Below are 16,714 nucleotides of genomic sequence, written 5' to 3'. Positions count from 1 at the left end.
GGGCGGCTCCTCAGTCTCCGTCGGCGTCCCACGGCTGTGGTTCTTCCACGGTAAACGGAAGGGGCAGGCCGGAGGTTCCATCGGAACCCCCAACCTGCCCGTAGGGGAAACCCCTAGTCCCGCCGTGGCACTCAGGCCACGATGTTCACCAGCTTCGGCGCGCGGACGATCACCTTGCGGATCTCGGCGCCGCCGAGGGCCCCGACGACGTGCGGGTCGGCCAGGGCCAGTGCCTCCAGGTCGGCGTCGGAGATCGACGGGGAGACCTCCAGGCGGGCCTTGACCTTGCCCTTGATCTGCACGACGCAGGTCACCGTCTCGTCGACCACGTACGCCGGGTCGGCGACCGGGAAGTCCTGGTGGACGACCGAGTCGGCGTGGCCCAGGCGGTGCCACAGCTCCTCCGCGATGTGCGGGGCGAGCGGGGCGACCAGCAGCACCAGCTGCTCGGCGACGGTGCGGGAGAGCGCGCCGCCGGCCTTGGTCAGGTGGTTGTTCAGCTCGGTGATCTTGGCGATGGCCGTGTTGAAGCGCATCCCGGCCATGTCGCCGGAGACCCCGTCGATCGCCTTGTGCAGGGCGCGCAGCGTGTCCTCGTCGGGCGCGGCGTCGACGACGGTGACCTCGCCGGTCGCCTCGTCGACGATGTTGCGCCACAGCCGCTGGAGCAGCCGGTACTGACCGACGACGGCACGGGTGTCCCACGGGCGGGAGACGTCCAGCGGGCCCATCGCCATCTCGTACAGGCGCAGGGTGTCGGCGCCGTACTCGACGCAGATCTCGTCCGGCGTCACGGCGTTCTTCAGGGACTTGCCCATCTTGCCGAGGACGCGGCTGACCTTCTCGCCCTCGTACCAGAACGCGCCGTCGCGCTCCTCGACCTCGGCGGCCGGCACCGCGATGCCACGGGCGTCGCGGTAGACGAAGGCCTGGATCATGCCCTGGTTGTAGAGCTTGTGGAAGGGCTCGGCCGAGGAGATGTGGCCCAGGTCGAAGAGGATCTTGGACCAGAAACGGGCGTACAGCAGGTGGAGCACGGCGTGCTCGGCGCCGCCGACGTACAGGTCGACACCGCCGGTGGGCATGCCGTCGCGCGGACCCATCCAGTACTGCTCGATGGCCGGGTCGACGAGCTTCTCGTCGTTGTGCGGGTCCAGGTAGCGCAGCTCGTACCAGCAGGAACCCGCCCAGTTGGGCATGGTGTTGGTCTCGCGGCGGTACTTCTTCGGTCCGTCGCCCAGGTCGAGGGTGACGTTGACCCACTCCTCGTTGCGGGAGAGCGGGGTCTCGGGCTGGGTGTCGGCGTCGTCCGGGTCGAAGGTCCGCGGCGAGTAGTCCTCGACCTCGGGCAGCTCCAGCGGGAGCATCGACTCCGGCAGCGCGTGGGCGACGCCGTCCTCGTCGTAGACGATCGGGAAGGGCTCGCCCCAGTACCGCTGGCGGCTGAACAGCCAGTCGCGGAGGCGGAAGTTGACGGTGCCCTCGCCGATGCCGCGGTCGGCCAGCCAGTCGGTGATCTTCGCCTTGGCCTCGACGACGCCCAGGCCGTCCAGGGAGATCTCGTCGTTGGCGGAGTTGACCAGCTTCGCCTCGTACGAGCCGAAGGCGTCGTCCCAGGTCGACGGGTCGGTGCCGCGGTCGTCGCTCGGCTCGACGACGCAGCGCATCGGCAGCTCGAAGGCGCGCGCGAAGGCGAAGTCGCGCCCGTCGTGGGCGGGGACGGCCATGATGGCGCCGGTGCCGTAGCCCATGAGGACGTAGTCGGCGATGAAGACGGGGACCTGCTCGCCGCTGACCGGGTTGGTCGCGTACGCGCCGGTGAAGACGCCGGTCTTCTCCTTGGCGTCGGCCTGGCGCTCGACGTCGGACTTGGAGGCGGCCTGCTTGCGGTAGGCGTCGACGGCCTCGCCGGGGGTGGCGTGCCCGCCGGTCCACACCGCGTGGGTGCCCTCGGGCCACTCGGCCGGGACGATCTTGTCGACCAGGTCGTGCTCGGGCGCCAGGACCATGTAGGTGGCGCCGAACAGGGTGTCCTGGCGGGTGGTGAAGACGGTGATGGCACCGGTGTCGCCGACCTGGAAGTCGACGCGGGCGCCCTCGGAGCGGCCGATCCAGTTGCGCTGCTGCAGCTTGATGGCCTCGGGCCAGTCCAGGCCGTCGAGGTCGTCCAGCAGGCGGTCCGCGTAGGCGGTGATCCGCATGTTCCACTGGCGCAGCTTGGCCTTGAAGACGGGGAAGTTGCCGCGCTCGGAGCGGCCGTCGGCGGTGACCTCCTCGTTGGCGAGGACGGTGCCCAGGCCGGGACACCAGTTGACCGGCGCCTCGGAGGCGTACGCCAGGCGGTACTCGCCCAGGACCTCGGTGCGCTCGGCGGCGGAGAGCTCGGCCCACGCGCGCGTGGTGCCGGGGATCTCGCGGGTGCCGTTCTCGAACTGCTCGATCAGCTCGGCGATCGGGCGGGCCTTGGCGGCGTCGGTGTCGTACCAGGAGTTGTAGATCTGGAGGAAGATCCACTGGGTCCACTTGTAGTAGTCCGCGTCGATCGTGGCGAACGACCGGCGCTTGTCGTGGCCCAGACCCAGCCGGCGCAGCTGGGCCTTCATGTTCTCCATGTTGGCCTCGGTGGACACGCGCGGGTGCGTGCCGGTCTGCACCGCGTACTGCTCGGCGGGCAGGCCGAAGGCGTCGAAGCCGAGGGTGTGCAGCACGTTGTGGCCGCTCATGCGCGCGTGGCGGGCGAAGACGTCGGTGGCGATGTAGCCGAGCGGGTGGCCGACGTGGAGGCCCGCACCCGAGGGGTACGGGAACATGTCCATGATGAACTTCTTGGGACGGGCGGCGACCTCGGGGTCGCCCGCCAGGTCACCGGAGGGGTTCGGCGCCTCGTAGGTGCCCTCGGCGTCCCAGACGTCCTGCCAGCGTGCCTCGATGTCGGCGGCCATGGCCGCCGTGTAGCGATGCGGGGCCGCCGTCTCGGCGGCCGTGTTGATCTCGGTCATGGTCCTAGAAGCTCCATCGATCGTCTCTGCCCACTGCCACGAACTGCCACGAAATGAAAAATCCCCTCGCACAGGAGGGGACGCCGCGCCGACTCCGACGGGGACTCTTCCGCCCGTCGGGACTGGTCAGCGCGGCTCGATAAGCAGGAGGCGTACGGCACGCATGGCGCCAGGGTACCGCAGGGCCCGCGCGGGCCGCATCGGTGTTCACCTGCGGCGGGAACGACGAAGCGGGTCATCCGGTGTGGATGACCCGCTTCTCTTCTGTGGAGCTAAGGAGAATTGAACTCCTGACCTCCTGCATGCCATGCAGGCGCTCTACCAACTGAGCTATAGCCCCTTGTGAAGTTGTGCGGCGATCAGTTTACCGCAGAAGCGCGGAGAGCCATCCGATGCGGATGGCCCGTCTGCCCTTCTGTGGAGCTAAGGAGAATTGAACTCCTGACCTCCTGCATGCCATGCAGGCGCTCTACCAACTGAGCTATAGCCCCTCAAGATCGTCTCCGCCCGGCTCCCTCTCGGGTCCTCCTCGCGGCGACGGACAGAACACTAACCGGCCGCCGGGCAGAACTCCAAATCCGTTTCTCCGGCCCCGTCGGAGGCTCCGGGTAGGGTCGCCCCCTGTGTCCCCCTCCGCACCTTCCCCGTCCCGCGCCCGGCCGTGGCCCCTGGTCGCCGCCGCGGCCGCCTGCCTGGTCTCGTTCGCGGCCTTCTGGGTGGCGCAGCGCGTCGCCCACGTGAACATGCTCGACGTGATGGTCTACCGGGCCGAGGCCGAGACGCTCCGCGCCGGCGGCGACCTGTACGCGATGCGCGCCACCTCGGCGAACCTGGCGATGACCTATCCGCCGCTCGCCGCCGTGCTGTTCCTGCCGCTGACGCTGGTGGACGTCCCCCTGATGCGGACGCTCTCCACGGCGGGGAACCTGCTGCTCGTGGTGGCGCTGGTGCGGCTCTCGCTCCGGCTGGTCCGCCCGGTCCTCGCCTCGCCCGCCCGGCGGGCCGACCTGTGGCGTACGACACTGTGGGTCGCCGCGGTCGTGGTCTGGTGCGAGCCGGTGTGGACGACGCTGCGGTACGGGCAGATCAACCTGCTGGTCGCGGTGGCCGTGCTGTGGGACTTCACGCGCCGCGAGGGCAGCCGGTGGGCGGGGCTCGGCATCGGCCTGGCGACCGCGGTGAAACTCACACCGGGGCTCTTCGTGGTGCTGCTCCTCGCCGCGGGGCTGCTGCTGTGGCGGCGCGACCGCTCGATGAACCAGTGGCTGCGCACCGCGCTCACCGCGACCGGGGTCTTCCTGGTCACGACGCTGGCCATGGTGGTGGCACTGCCGGCGGACTCACGGACCTTCTGGACGCGGACGCTGTTCGAGACCGGCCGGGTCGGGCACAAGGAGGAGACCGCCAACCAGTCCCTCAGCGGGGTCCTCGCGCGGCTGATGCACACGGACGCGCCCGGCCTGTGGTGGCTGGCGGCGGCGGTCCTGCTGGGCGGCGCGGCGATGGCGCTCGCGGTGCGGGCGGCGGTGCGCGGCGACAAGGCGGTGGCCGTGGTCGTCACCGCGTTCACGGCGCTGATGGTCTCGCCGATCTCCTGGTCGCACCACTGGGTCTGGTGCGTCCCGCTGCTGATCCTGCTGTACGACCGCTCCACGCGCGCGTGGGCGGTGACGGGCGCGGTGGGCCTGGCCTTCGCCTCGTTCGCGCTGTGGTGGGTGCCCCACGACCCGGGCCGTCCCGAACTCGACCAGAACGCGGGGCAGATGCTGCTGTCGGCGGTCTACCCGCTCACGGCGACGGCGGTCCTCGCCGGCTACGCGCTGGCGGTGCGCCGGACGCGCCTCCCGGCGGTCCCCGAGGCCACCCGGGAGGCCTTCGCGACCCGGGAGCCTCAGGCGGTGGCGAAGGAGTAGAACCGCTTGAGGGTGCAGTGCTCGTCGAGGAGCCGGCCGTAGATCGGCTCCCCCTCGAGCTCGCGGTAGGTCTCGATCGGGTCGCCCTTTATGATCAGCGCCCGCGCGCACTCCTCGCACCAGTACTGGTAGTCGGGGTTGACGGGGTCCATGTCCCGCACGATGGGCGTGCCGCTGCCGCACCAGTCGCACTTCCGCCTGTGCGCACCCAAAGGCCACCCTCCCGTCCGGACCTGGTCCCCCTCCGGCCGTCCGATTCTGCCATGGCCGGGCGGCGGCCCAGAAGTGACAAAACAACAGATCCCGCCCCCCTTGGCAGGGAGACGGGATCCGGTGACTGTGGAGCTAAGGAGAATTGAACTCCTGACCTCCTGCATGCCATGCAGGCGCTCTACCAACTGAGCTATAGCCCCTCGTGTTCTTCGCGCTCGGCGCTGCGAACAAGAAGAACTTTAGCCGGTGACCTGCCGGAAAGTGAAATCCGGGCCCCGGGGGCCCGGACGCCCGGGGTGTGTCAGGTGTCGTCGCCGAGGACCGGCTCGGGGAGCGAGCCGGCGTTGTGCTCCATGAGGCGCCAGCCGCGCGCGCCCTCGCCGAGCACGGACCAGGAGCAGTTCGAGAGGCCGCCGAGGCCCTCCCAGTGGTGCGGCTCCAGCCCGAGGAGGCGGCCGATGGCGGTACGGATGGTGCCGCCGTGGCTGACCACGACCAGGGTTCCGTCCGTCGGGAGCTTGTCGGCGTGCTCCAGGATCACCGGGGCGGCCCGGTCGGCCACCTCGGTCTCCAGCTCGCCGCCGCCCCGGCGCACCGGCTCGCCGCGCTTCCAGGCGGCGTACTGCTCGCCGAACCGCGCGACGATCTCGTCGTGCGTGAGCCCCTGCCACTCCCCCGCGTACGTCTCGCGCAGCGCGGCGTCGTGGTCGACGTCGAGCCCGGTGAGCGCGGCCAGCTCGGCGGCCGTGGCCGCCGTCCGCTTCAGGTCGGAGGCGACGATCGCGTCGGGGCCGAGGGCGGCGAGCAGCCGGGCGGCACGGCGTGCCTGGTGGACGCCCGCCTCCGTGAGCTCGATGTCGGTCGAGCCCTGGAAGCGGCGCTCCAGGTTCCAGGAGGTCTGGCCGTGGCGCCACAGGACGATACGGCGGCCGGTGCCGCCCTTGGCGGCGCTCAGCTCAGCTCACCGTCCGCCCTGTCGGCGCCGGTCAGCTCGGCGTGCTCGGCCGCCTTGCCTCGGGTCTTGACGGCGTCCTCGGGCAGCGAGATCTCGGGGCAGTCCTTCCAGAGGCGCTCCAGCGCGTAGAAGACCCGCTCCTCGCTGTGCTGCACGTGGACGACGATGTCGACGTAGTCCAGGAGGATCCAGCGGGCGTCCCGGTCGCCCTCGCGGCGCACCGGCTTGGCGCCGAGCTCCTTCTGGAGCCGCTCCTCGATCTCGTCGACGATCGACTTGACCTGGCGGTCGTTGGGCGCGGAGGCGAGCAGGAAGGCGTCGGTGATCGACAGCACGTCGCTGACGTCGTACGCGATGATGTCGTGAGCGAGCCGGTCGGCCGCCGCCTGGGCGGCGGCGTTGACGAGCTCGATGGAGCGATCCGTGGCGGTCACAAGCAGGCTTTCGTCGGCGGTCCAGTACCCCTCCAGGGTCTCACGGACCGCCGACGACCCCGTCAACGTCTACGGAGCGCCCGGAATCTCGTAGTCCCGGCCGAGGACGACGGTCACCGTGGCGGTGCCGGCGGGCTTGCCCTTGGTGACCGCTCCCTCGGGCAGGCCGAGGGTCTTGGCGACCTCGACGGCGGTGGCCTTCTGGGCGTCGTCACCGTAGATGACCTGGGACTTCGCCCGGCCGTCGGCCTTCGTGCCGCCGACGAAGGAGTAGCCGCCGTTGATCAGGACGATCTTGGCCGCCTCGACGGCGTCCTCGCCGGTCCCGTCCTTGATCGAGACCCGCGGGACCCCGCCGGCGTCGACGGCGGTGACCTTGCCGCCGAGGATGTCCTCGACCACGCTGTCGCCGGCGCCCTCGCCGAGCGAACCGTCCTGGCCGACCGGGAGGAGCGCCGTCTTGTGGGCGCCGGTCTTGGCGTGCTCGGCGAGCTTGGCCAGGGAGGCGCCGAGGTCCTTCTCGGGAAGGGACGGGTCGGCGATCTGCTCGAGGTACTCGACGGCGGTGGTGGCGTTCGCCGCGTCGCTGGGCATCTTGCGCAGCACTCCGGTCACGACCTGGCCGAAGCGCTGGAGCTGCTTGGCCTCGGCCTCGCCGGAGGCCCGGTAGGTGGCGTAGGCGACGGCGGCGCGGCCGTTGAGGCTCTGCTTCTCGCCGGGGACGACGAGCGGGTCGGCGCCCTTCTTGGCCTTGGGGTCGGGGACGGTGGCGTCGGTGTCGGTCTCGATGCCGCCGAGGTACTCGACGAGGTTCTCCAGGTACGGCGTGTCCAGGCGCCAGGTGCCGGCGATCCTGGCGCCGAGGAGGTTGCCGAGGGCTTCGCGGGTGCCGCTGGAGCCGTCCTCCTCGACGGACTTGCCGAGGGTGGTGGCGGTGCCCTCGCTGTCGGCGACCGCGAGGGCGTTGGGCAGGAGGACGACGGTGCCCTGCCGGGTGGTGGCGTTGTCCACGAGGAGGGCGGTGGAGGTGCCGCCGCCCGCGGTGTCGTGGAGGTGGAGGACGATCGTGTCCCGGCGCTGCGGGCCGGAGGCGGTGCCCTGCTGCTTCTGCTCGCTGTCGCCGGTGCCGGGGAGCAGTCCGGCCGACCAGAGGTAGCCGACGCCGCCGACGGCGGCCAGGACCAGGACGACGACGAGGGCGACGATCCGGTTGCGGCCGCGCCGGCGGGCCTCCTCGCGGCGCTCCGAGCGGCTCTCGGTGAACTTGAGCCAGTCGATGACGTCCTCGGAGTCCTCGTCGGGCTCCTCGATGAAGGAGAACTGCTCCGTGCGGTAGTCCCGGTCTGCCTCGGCGTCCGCCGCGCGGGGGGCGGCCGGCGGCTCGGGGGCGGGCGGCTCGGGGGCGGGCCGCTGGCCGGGGACCCCGGCCGGGGCGGCGACGGGCGCGGCGGGCTCGGGGGCCTGCCACTGCTGCCCGGCGCCCCCGTAGGGGTCGTACGGGTCGTAGGCGGGCTGGGCGTAGCCCCCCTGCTCCTGCCGCCCGTGACCGGCGTAGGCGTCGTAGGAGGGCTGCGAGGGGGCCTGGGGGTGCTGCGGGGCCTGGGGGTGCTGCGGGGTCCGGGGCTGGGCGTAGGGGTCGTACCCGTACGTCTGCTGCTGTCCCGCGTACGGGTCGTACGCGGCCTGCTGCGGGGCCTGCGCCTGCTGCTCGTAGACCGGCTGCCCGTACGCGTCGTAACCGATGACGCGCGGCTGCTGCGGGTAGTACGGGTCGTACGGGTTCTGCTGATCGTTCACCGGTGCCCCTCCCCGGGACTCACTCGCCGCGGTACAGCTGGCGCTTGTCGATGTAGCGGACCACGCCGTCCGGGACGAGATACCAGACGGGGTCGCCCTTCGCGACCCGTGCGCGGCAGTCGGTGGACGAGATGGCGAGGGCCGGGACCTCGACGAGGGAGACTCCGCCCTCGGGCAGGCCGTCGTCGGTGAGGTCGTGACCCGGCCGGGTGACGCCGATGAAGTGGGAGAGGGCGAAGAGCTCCTCCGCGTCGCGCCAGCTGAGGATCTGCCCGAGCGCGTCGGCCCCGGTGATGAAGAAGAGGTCGGCGTCGCTGTTGAGGGAGCGCAGTTCCCGCAGGGTGTCGATGGTGTAGGTGGCGCCGCCGCGGTCGATGTCGATGCGGCTGACCGAGAACTGCGGGTTGGAGGCCGTGGCGATGACCGTCATCAGATAGCGGTCCTCGGCGGGTGACACGGCCTTGTGGCTCTTCTGCCACGGCTCACCGGTCGGGACGAACACCACCTCGTCCAGGTGGAACAGGGCGGCGACCTCGCTGGCCGCCACCAGGTGTCCGTGGTGGATCGGGTCGAACGTCCCGCCCATCACGCCGAGGCGGCGCTTGCCGCGGCCGCCAGTAGGCACTTCCTGCTCTCCCATGCGTGCAGAGCCTACTGGCACGGCGGCGGACGCCGGCTCAGCGGCCTCCCGGTCGGCGTCCGGCTCAGCGGTCGCGGTTGAAGCGGGTGGTGATCCAGAGGAGGAGCATCAGCGCGATGAAGGCGCCGCCGCCCGTGACGTACGGGTTGAGGCTGTCGTGGTTGCCACCGTGCTCGGCGCCCTCGGAGGCAAGCGTGACGAGGTTGGCGGCGGTGCTGTGGAGGCTCATCTTCGGCAGACCTATCCGATCGGGGGTGGGAGCGGAGACTTCGCGCACATCGTATGCGGGTGGTCCGCGCTGTCTCACGCCGACTCAGGCGTTGGCGTCCTCGGCGTCCCCGGACGCCGCCCGGGCGGAGGTGCCGGCGGACTTGCCCCCGGTGTCGCGGGGGGAGTCGCCGGGGGTCTCGCCGTCCGTCTCGTCCCGGCCGTAGCCGCGGAGCAGGAACCAGGCGAGGAGGGCTCCGCCGACCATGGAGATCAACAGGACGACGCGGAGCGTGTCGCCCGGTCCCTGCTGCGCCGCTGCGGCGATCCGGGTGAGGGCGGTGGTGGCCGCGGCGGTGTCCGGCATGCGGGGCGTGCTCCCTCGTTGTCCACAGGGCCCGAGTTGTCCACAGGTCCTCCGCCCACGGTAGCGCCCTCGCCTAGGGTGGGTCGTGTCAGGGGGACGAGTACCGACTCGTACGGATGGACAGGGGGCGTTCATGACCGACAACCACGGCGGGAACCACCAGGGGAGCGAGCCGAGCAGGCGCCGCAAGCGGTTCCCCGGCATCTCCTCGCGGGCCTACGAGCACCCGGCGGACCGTTCGGCGCTGGTGGCGCTGCGGAAGCTGAGCGGTTTCGACACGGTGTTCAAGACGCTGAGCGGCTTGCTGCCCGAGCGCAGTCTCCGGCTGCTCTACCTCTCCGACTCCGTCCGGGTGAGCGACGCGCAGTTCTCCCACCTCAACGACATGCTGCGGGACGCCTGTTACATCCTCGACCTGGAGAAGGTCCCGCCGATGTACGTCACGCAGGACCCGGTGCCGAACGCGATGTGCGTGGGCCTGGACGAGCCGGTGATCGTGCTGACGACGGGCCTCGTCGAGCTGCTCGACGAGGAGGAGATGCGGGCGGTGGTGGGCCACGAGGTCGGCCACGCCCTGTCGGGGCACGCGGTCTACCGGACGGTGCTGCTCTTCCTGACGAACGTGGCGCTGAAGGTCGCCTGGATCCCGCTGGGGAACGTGGCGGTGATGGCCCTCGTGACCGCGCTGCGCGAGTGGTTCCGCAAGTCGGAGCTGTCGGCCGACCGGGCGGGACTCCTGGTCGGGCAGGACCTGCAGGCCTCGATGCGGGGCCTGATGAAGATCGCCGGCGGCAACCACCTGCACGAGATGAACGTGGACGCGTTCCTCGCCCAGGCGGACGAGTACGAGAAGGCCGGTGACCTGCGGGACTCGGTCCTGAAGATCCTCAACGTGCTGCCGCGCTCGCACCCCTTCACCACCGTGCGCGCGGCGGAGCTGAAGAAGTGGTCGGAGAGCCGTGACCACCAGCGGCTGATGGACGGCCACTACCCGAAGCGCGCGGAGGACAAGGACGCCTCGGTCACGGACTCCTTCCGGGAGTCCGCCGGGCACTACGCGCAGACGGTGAAGGACAGCAAGGATCCACTGGTCAAGCTCGTCGGTGACATAGCCGGCGGGGCGGGTGACCTCGCGGGCGACCTGGGCGGCCGGCTGCGGACCGTCTTCGGTGGCGGCGCCCCCAAGCGGCAGCCCGAGCAGGGCACCGACAAGGGCACCGGCAAGGACTCCGGGGAGTAGCGGGCGGGGTCAGGGCCTGGGCTGGGCGGCGGGGGCGAGGGCTCCGCAGAGGGCCGGGGCCGCGGGGCGGGCGGTGGCGTAGGGATCGGTGAGGGCCGGTCCGGCCTCCGCCGGGGCCTCGGCTCCGGCCAGCAGCGGCCGGAGCCCGCCGCCGGTGTCGGCGCCGCAGGCCTGCGGTCCGGCCTCGACGGTGCTGGTCAGCAGCTCGGCCCGGTGCATGCGCAGGTCCTCGCGGTCGAAGCGGAGGTGCAGGGTGCGGTGGACCGTGAAGAGGGAGGCGGCGGCGACGGCGCCCGGGGTCTGGACGGCGGGGCGCAGCGCGTAGGTGAAGGTGTGGTCGGCGGTGACGTCGAGGGTGTCGGGGGTGGTCTCGGCGAAGCGGAGGGTGCCCTGGACCCGGGGCGCTGGTTCGACGACGGCGATCTGCCGGGGGTCGAAGCGGACCACCCAGGCGGCGAGGGCGTGCCGGCCGTCGTCGGCGGGTGACTCGACGCTGCGGTCGAACTGGGCGAGCTGGTCGGGGTCGAGCAGCAGCCGGGCGGGCCGGACGGTCCGGCCCGCGAGGACGTCGGGCTCCAGGGAGGAGGCGACGAGGTAGTCCTTGGCGATGCTGAGGGCGGTGACGACCTGGCCCTCGGAGAAGTGGAGGGTGCGGGCGGCGACGGGGATGTTGATGCCGGCGGCGCCGGTGCGGTACTCGGCGGCGGGGCTGCGGGCGAGGAGCCGGGCGGGGTCGCCGCCGGGGACGGGGCCCTGCGGGGCGAGCGGGACGACGGTGGTCCGCAGCGGTTCGGCGCGCTGGTCGGGCGGCGGCTGGTAGGGGTTGCGCAGGCCGAGGTAGACGGCCGTGCCGAAGGCGAGGAGGATCAGCAGGACCAGCAGGAGGGCCTGGCCGGAGCCGCGGCGGCCGGTGGGGCCGGGGCGGTTGCGGACGGCGAGCGCGTGCTCGCCCATCCGCTCGCGGGCGGAGAACTCCTGGAGGTGGGCAGCCCGGACGAACGCCTCGTCGAAGACGACGGCCCGGTACTCGTCGTCACCGCCGGGGAGCCCCTCGGGGGTCCCCTCAGGCGGGTCGCCACGCCCTGCCATACCTTCAGGGTAGGTCGGCGGGGGCTTCGGTAAACGCCCAGGTACACGACAAGTTCGGAAGTTTTCCGCCGTCGGGGTGATGCCCGTGCGGGCGGTGCGGCCGTCCGGGTGACGTCAGGGTGTGCGGGGCGCGGCGGAGGCCGGCGAGGGCGTCCGGCCGGTGACCGCCGGGTCTCCGGCGACCGGGCGCGCGGAGGGCGGCGGGGCGGCGGCGGTGGCCGGGGTGCCGGTGAGCACCGGGACCGGGGGCGCGGCGGCCGGGGAGGCGGCGGGCGGGGCCGGGTTGGGCTGGTCGACGCCGGTGGAGGCCGGGGGGACCTGGTCCTGCCGGTTGGCGGCGGCTCCGCGGTAGACGGCGGTGAAGGCCAGGGCCACCATGCCGATGCCCATGAGCAGGGCGAGGAGCCAGGCGACGGGCCGGTGCCAGCGGGCGCTGCCCCGGTAGGGGCGCAGGGCGCCGCCGTGGCGGCCGTAGGGGCTGGCGTCGTCGCCGATGTCGTCGGGTTCGTAGAGGGGGCCGACGGGGTCGCGTCCCTCGTCGTAGAGGTCCTCGTCGCCGGCGCCCCTGAGCGCGCGGGCGCGGGCGGACTCGGCTTCGGCGCGGGCCTGGGCGGAGGCGAGGAGGCGTTCGACGGCCGTCGGCTCGTGGACGGTGGCGGCCCGGACGAAGTCCTCGTCCAGGACCACGTCCCAGCGGCCCTCGGCGGCGCCTCCGCGCTCGTCGTCGGGCTCCCAGCCGTTCGGGGACGGCCTGCCCCCCACGTCGTCCGGCACGGATTCAGAGTAGACCGGGGAAGGGGTTTTTGGGCAGGGAGAGTGCGAAGTCTCCCCGCCCGTACCGAAAGGAGGTGTGCGGGGTGTTGTTACCGGATGTGACCGTCGCCGGTCACGATGTACTTGGTGGAGGTGAGCTCCGGAAGGCCCATGGGGCCGCGGGCGTGGAGCTTCTGGGTGGAGATGCCGATCTCCGCGCCGAAGCCGAACTGTCCACCGTCCGTGAAGCGGGTGGAGGCGTTCACGGCCACCGTGGTGGAGTCGACCAGCTGGGTGAAGCGGCGGGCCGCGGCCTGCGAGGTGGTGACGATGGCCTCGGTGTGGCCGGAGGTCCACATGCGGATGTGTTCGACGGCCTTGTCGAGGGAGTCGACGACGGCGGCGGCGATGTCGTGGGAGAGGTACTCGGTCTCCCAGTCCTCGGTGGTGGCCGGGACGACGGTGGCCTTGGTGCCCTCGGCGTGGGCGAGGACCCGCTCGTCGGCGTGGACGGTGACGCCGGCCTCGGCGAGCGCGTCGAGGGCGCGGGGCAGGAAGGCGGCGGCGACGTCCTGGTGGACGAGGAGGGTCTCGGCGGCGTTGCAGACGCTGACCCGCTGGGCCTTGGAGTTGATCAGGATGTCGACGGCCATGTCGAGGTCGGCCTGGGCGTCGACGTAGACGTGGCAGTTGCCGGTGCCGGTCTCGATCACCGGGACCGTGGACTCCTCCACGACCGTGCGGATGAGGGAGGCGCCGCCGCGCGGGATGAGGACGTCCACGAGGCCTCGGGCGCGCATCAGCTCGCGGACCGAGTCGCGGGACTCGCCGGGGACGAGCTGGATCGCGTCGGCGGGCAGGCCGGCGCCGCCGACGGCGTCGCGGAGGACCCGGACGAGGGCGGTGTTGGAGGCGTAGGCGGAGGAGGAGCCGCGGAGGAGGACGGCGTTGCCGGCCTTGAGGCAGAGGGCGGCGGCGTCCACGGTGACGTTGGGCCGGGCCTCGTAGATGATGCCGACGACGCCGAGGGGGACGCGGACCTGGCGGAGGTCGAGGCCGTTGGGGAGGGTCGAGCCCCGGACGACCTCGCCGACCGGGTCGGGCAGGGCGGCGACGTGGCGGACGTCGGCGGCGATGGCGCGGACCCGCTCGGGGGTGAGGGTGAGCCGGTCGATGATCGACTCGCTGGTGCCGGCCTCGCGGGCCTTGGCGATGTCCTCGGCGTTGGCCTCGACGATCTCGGCGGTGCGGACTTCGAGGGCGTCCGCGATGGCGAGGAGGGCTTCGTCCTTGGCCGAGCGCGGCAGTGGCGCGATCTGTGCGGCGGCGCCACGGGCCTGGTAGGCGGCCCGGGTGACCGGGGTCAGGTTGTCGAGGGGCGTCAGCGAGGTCATGCCCGCAGGGTACTGGCACGGACGGGTCCGTCCGGCACGTACGACGGGCGCATCCCGCAGTGCGAGACGCGCCCGGGCCACCGTACGGACGGCGGGGGTCCGGCCCGTCAGGACCAGGGCCCCCGTCCGCTCAGTAGGGGTGGACCCCGACGGGGGCGGCGGGCGGCGGGCCGTAGCCCTCCGCGATCCGCTGGTGGTAGGTCTCCCGGTCGATGACCTCCAGGCCGACGATCTCCCACGGAGGGAGCTTCGCGGTCTGCCGGTGCTCGCCCCAGAGCCGGAGGGCGACGGCGGCCGCGTCGTGCAGGTCGCGGGCCTCCTCCCAGTACCGGATCTCGGCGTGGTCGTTGGCGTAGCGGCTGGTCAGCAGGAAGGGGTGGTCGTGGGCCAGCTGTTCGAGCCCGCGGCGTACCTCCTGCAGCGATGACTCGACGCCGGACACGCTGAGGGTGACGTGCCACAGCTTGGACAGCGGGCGCTCCCCCGCGCCGCCGTCCCGTGTGCCCGTCTCGGCTGCTGTGCTCTCGCCTCCCGAGGCACTGTCCTGTGCCGCGTCGAAGTCGGCTCCGGCCCCGACACTCGTCAGGGCGCGTTCGGCCGTCCCGCGGGGCAGTGCCCCTGGGCGCGCTCGTCTCACCGGCGGCCTCCTGTGTGATGCGTGTGGTGCTGTACCCCGCGTTGCTCGTTACCCCCGAGACAAAGTTGACCAGTCCGAGCCGCCGCATGGGGCGGTTTTGGTAAAGGTCCCTTCCGGATGGCAGGAGTTTCAGCCGTTTCGGCGGGGGTTTCGCAAGGGCTTCCGCACGGGGGCGCGGCGGGGCCCGCGGCCGGGTCTCAGCCGAGGACCACGAGGTCGTCGCGGTGGACGACCTCGCGCTCGTACTCGGGGCCGAGCTCCCGGGCGAGCTCGTGCGTCGAACGGCCCAGCATCCGGGGGAGCTCCTTGGCGTCGAAGTTGACGAGGCCGCGGGCGACGGGGCGGCCGGAGCCGTCGCGGAGCTCGACCGGGTCCCCGGCGACGAAGTCGCCCTCGACGGCGGCGATGCCGGCGGCGAGCAGCGACTTCTTGCCCTCGACGACGGCGCGCACGGCCCCGTCGTCGAGTCCGAGGGAGCCCTGGGGGGTGGAGGCGTGGGCGAGCCAGAGGAGCCGGTCGGCGGAGCGGCGGCCGGTGCGCTGGAAGTACGTACCGGTGTCGCGGCCGGCGAGGGCGTCGGCGGCGCGGCTGGCGGAGGTGAGGACGACGGGGATGCCAGCGGCGGCGGCGATCCGGGCGGCCTCGACCTTGGTGACCATGCCGCCGGTGCCGACGCCGGCCTTGCCGGCGGAGCCGATCTCGACGTGGGCGATGTCCTGCGGGCCGCCGACCTCGGCGATCCGGGAGGTGCCGGGCTTGGCGGGGTCGCCGTCGTAGAGGCCGTCGACGTCGGAGAGGAGGACGAGGAGGTCGGCGCGGACGAGGTGGGCGACGAGCGCGGCGAGGCGGTCGTTGTCGCCGAAGCGGATCTCGTCGGTGGCGACGGTGTCGTTCTCGTTGACGACCGGCAGCGCGCCCATGGCGAGGAGCTGGTCGAGGGTGCGGTAGGCGTTGCGGTAGTGGGCGCGACGGCTGGTGTCGTCGGTGGTGAGCAGCACCTGGCCGACGCGGACGCCGTAGCGGGCGAAGGAGGCGGTGTAGCGGGCGACGAGGAGGCCCTGGCCGACGCTGGCGGCGGCCTGCTGGCGGGCCAGGTCCTTGGGGCGGCGGGTGAGGCCGAGCGGGGCGAGTCCGGCGGCGATGGCGCCGGAGGAGACCAGCACGATCTCCTTCTCGCCGCCGCTGCGGACCTTGGCGAGGACGTCGACGAGGGCGTCGACCCGGTCGGCGTCGAGGCCGCCGGCGGCGGTGGTGAGCGAGGAGGAGCCGACCTTGACGACGATGCGGCGCGCCTCGGTGACGAAGGGGCGGGTCACGGGCGGGGTCGTCGGCTGCGGGGTCGTCGGCTGCGGAGTCGCGTCCTGTCGGTTCATGTCCTGCTGCACCGTCGCCATCTCCGTCGCCACCTGCGCCGTCCTCGTTCGCTGTCTCTGGCGCCGTCCGCTCCCGGCACGGTCGCGAGGGGCAATCTACGCGAGCCGGGACGGCCGCCGCTCCTCCATTCCGCTCTCCGGACCGCCGTCCCCGGGACCGCCGGCCCCGGGACCGGTGCCGTCCGGACCGCGGCTGACGAGGATCCGGCGGGAGATCACGTAGGTGAAGGGGATGGCGACGACGGCGGCCACGAGTGGCGCGATCCTGTCGTCCATTCCGGCCCAGGTGACGAGCGCGTACAGGCCGGCGCTCTGCACGACGTAGTTGGTGACGTTGGTGAGGGGGAAGAGGGCGAACTTCTTCCAGGTGGGACGGGTGCGGTAGGTGAAGTAGGTGTTGAGGAAGAAGGAGCCCACCATGCTGAGCAGGAAGGCGAGGGTGTACGCGGCGAAGTACGGCATCCAGGGGTGGAGCAGCAGGTAGCAGCCGAAGAAGGTGCCGGTGTTGATCCCGCCCACCACGCCGAAGCGGATGATCTGGCCGAGCTGGTCTCGCATGGGGCCCATCAGATCGCCGCGAGATGAACGGGACGTGCCGTGGGGGCGACGCGCGCACGGCGAACGCCCCCTCGCGTCCCGCGTACGGCCGCGCGAAGGGGCCGGGCCGTCCGGCGGCGCAGCGACCCGCGCCACGGACGCCCCC

16 protein-coding genes and 3 tRNA genes are annotated in these 16,714 nt (G+C 72.3%); 2 read left to right on the top strand and 17 right to left on the bottom strand.

The annotated features are described in order from the left end of the window. Positions 1-131: 131 nt before the first annotated feature. The 3 genes from leuS to IE287_RS05070 all read right to left on the bottom strand — a co-directional run bounded on the left by leuS (position 132) and on the right by IE287_RS05070 (position 3,490). Entirely contained in the window at positions 132-2,999 is a 2,868-nt protein-coding gene (leuS, locus tag IE287_RS05080; protein WP_189847639.1) for a leucine--tRNA ligase, read from the bottom strand. 267 nt (positions 3,000-3,266) lie between these two features. Beyond that, positions 3,267-3,339 (bottom strand) — tRNA-Ala (locus tag IE287_RS05075). A 78-nt stretch (positions 3,340-3,417) separates the two neighbouring features. Continuing rightward, positions 3,418-3,490: transfer RNA gene (locus IE287_RS05070), tRNA-Ala, on the bottom strand. A 132-nt stretch (positions 3,491-3,622) separates the two neighbouring features. Between IE287_RS05070 and IE287_RS05065 the strand changes: the two genes are divergently transcribed. Continuing rightward, positions 3,623-4,912 carry a glycosyltransferase 87 family protein gene (locus IE287_RS05065; RefSeq protein ID WP_189847638.1) on the top strand — a complete coding sequence of 430 codons (1,290 nt, stop codon included), beginning with the start codon at positions 3,623-3,625 and terminating at the stop codon, positions 4,910-4,912. Here the strand turns inward: IE287_RS05065 and IE287_RS05060 are convergent. From IE287_RS05060 to IE287_RS05025, 8 genes are all read right to left on the bottom strand, one after another. Beyond that, positions 4,891-5,064: a hypothetical protein gene (locus IE287_RS05060; protein WP_158718759.1), complete on the bottom strand. Its 174-nt coding sequence runs from the start codon at positions 5,062-5,064 to the stop codon at positions 4,891-4,893. The genes IE287_RS05065 and IE287_RS05060 overlap by 22 nt on opposite strands. Before the next feature lie 188 nt (positions 5,065-5,252). Beyond that, a tRNA-Ala gene (locus IE287_RS05055) sits at positions 5,253-5,325 on the bottom strand. A 101-nt stretch (positions 5,326-5,426) separates the two neighbouring features. Next, complete coding sequence (locus IE287_RS05050) at positions 5,427-6,080, bottom strand: histidine phosphatase family protein (RefSeq protein WP_189847770.1); 654 nt, start codon at positions 6,078-6,080, stop codon at positions 5,427-5,429. Next, positions 6,077-6,514: a ribosome silencing factor gene (gene rsfS, locus IE287_RS05045; protein WP_189847637.1), complete on the bottom strand. Its 438-nt coding sequence runs from the start codon at positions 6,512-6,514 to the stop codon at positions 6,077-6,079. Before rsfS ends, IE287_RS05050 begins: the two co-directional genes overlap by 4 nt. Positions 6,515-6,583: 69 nt before the next feature. Next, positions 6,584-8,311: an LCP family protein gene (locus tag IE287_RS05040; RefSeq protein WP_189847636.1), complete on the bottom strand. Its 1,728-nt coding sequence runs from the start codon at positions 8,309-8,311 to the stop codon at positions 6,584-6,586. A 19-nt stretch (positions 8,312-8,330) separates the two neighbouring features. Next, positions 8,331-8,951 (bottom strand): nicotinate-nucleotide adenylyltransferase, encoded by a 621-nt coding sequence (gene nadD, locus IE287_RS05035; protein WP_189847635.1) that lies wholly within the window; start codon positions 8,949-8,951, stop codon positions 8,331-8,333. 64 nt (positions 8,952-9,015) lie between these two features. Next, a complete protein-coding gene (locus IE287_RS05030; RefSeq protein ID WP_189847634.1) occupies positions 9,016-9,180 on the bottom strand; it encodes a hypothetical protein in 165 nt (54 codons plus the stop codon). Positions 9,181-9,264: 84 nt separating this feature from the next. After that, entirely contained in the window at positions 9,265-9,525 is a 261-nt protein-coding gene (locus IE287_RS05025) for a hypothetical protein (RefSeq protein ID WP_189847782.1), read from the bottom strand. 133 nt (positions 9,526-9,658) lie between these two features. On the opposite strand from IE287_RS05025, the gene IE287_RS05020 reads away from it, so the two are divergent. Further along, entirely contained in the window at positions 9,659-10,765 is a 1,107-nt protein-coding gene (locus IE287_RS05020) for a M48 family metallopeptidase (RefSeq protein WP_189847633.1), read from the top strand. A 9-nt stretch (positions 10,766-10,774) separates the two neighbouring features. Here IE287_RS05020 and IE287_RS05015 read toward each other — a convergent pair whose 3' ends face one another. The 6 genes from IE287_RS05015 to IE287_RS04990 form a co-directional block, all read right to left on the bottom strand. Then, positions 10,775-11,854 carry an SCO2583 family membrane protein gene (locus IE287_RS05015; protein ID WP_189847632.1) on the bottom strand — a complete coding sequence of 360 codons (1,080 nt, stop codon included), beginning with the start codon at positions 11,852-11,854 and terminating at the stop codon, positions 10,775-10,777. A gap of 114 nt (positions 11,855-11,968) precedes the next feature. Continuing rightward, a complete protein-coding gene (locus IE287_RS05010) occupies positions 11,969-12,628 on the bottom strand; it encodes an SCO2584 family spore wall biosynthesis protein (RefSeq protein ID WP_229883279.1) in 660 nt (219 codons plus the stop codon). Positions 12,629-12,717: 89 nt separating this feature from the next. After that, the gene (locus tag IE287_RS05005; protein WP_189847631.1) at positions 12,718-14,001 is read right to left on the bottom strand and encodes a glutamate-5-semialdehyde dehydrogenase; all 1,284 of its coding nucleotides are present in this window, start codon (positions 13,999-14,001) and stop codon (positions 12,718-12,720) included. A 130-nt stretch (positions 14,002-14,131) separates the two neighbouring features. Further along, a complete protein-coding gene (locus tag IE287_RS05000) occupies positions 14,132-14,638 on the bottom strand; it encodes a DUF8830 family protein (protein ID WP_189847630.1) in 507 nt (168 codons plus the stop codon). Between the two features lie 197 nt (positions 14,639-14,835). Then, positions 14,836-16,044 (bottom strand): glutamate 5-kinase, encoded by a 1,209-nt coding sequence (proB, locus tag IE287_RS04995; protein ID WP_229883278.1) that lies wholly within the window; start codon positions 16,042-16,044, stop codon positions 14,836-14,838. Between the two features lie 63 nt (positions 16,045-16,107). Continuing rightward, positions 16,108-16,569, bottom strand: coding sequence for a GtrA family protein (locus IE287_RS04990; protein WP_189847629.1), 462 nt, complete (start codon positions 16,567-16,569; stop codon positions 16,108-16,110). Between the last annotated feature and the right edge of the window lie 145 nt (positions 16,570-16,714).

The organism is Streptomyces omiyaensis (assembly GCF_014650895.1).
Lineage (GTDB): Bacteria > Actinomycetota > Actinomycetes > Streptomycetales > Streptomycetaceae > Streptomyces > Streptomyces omiyaensis.
This window is presented reverse-complemented; position numbering and strand designations above follow the sequence as displayed.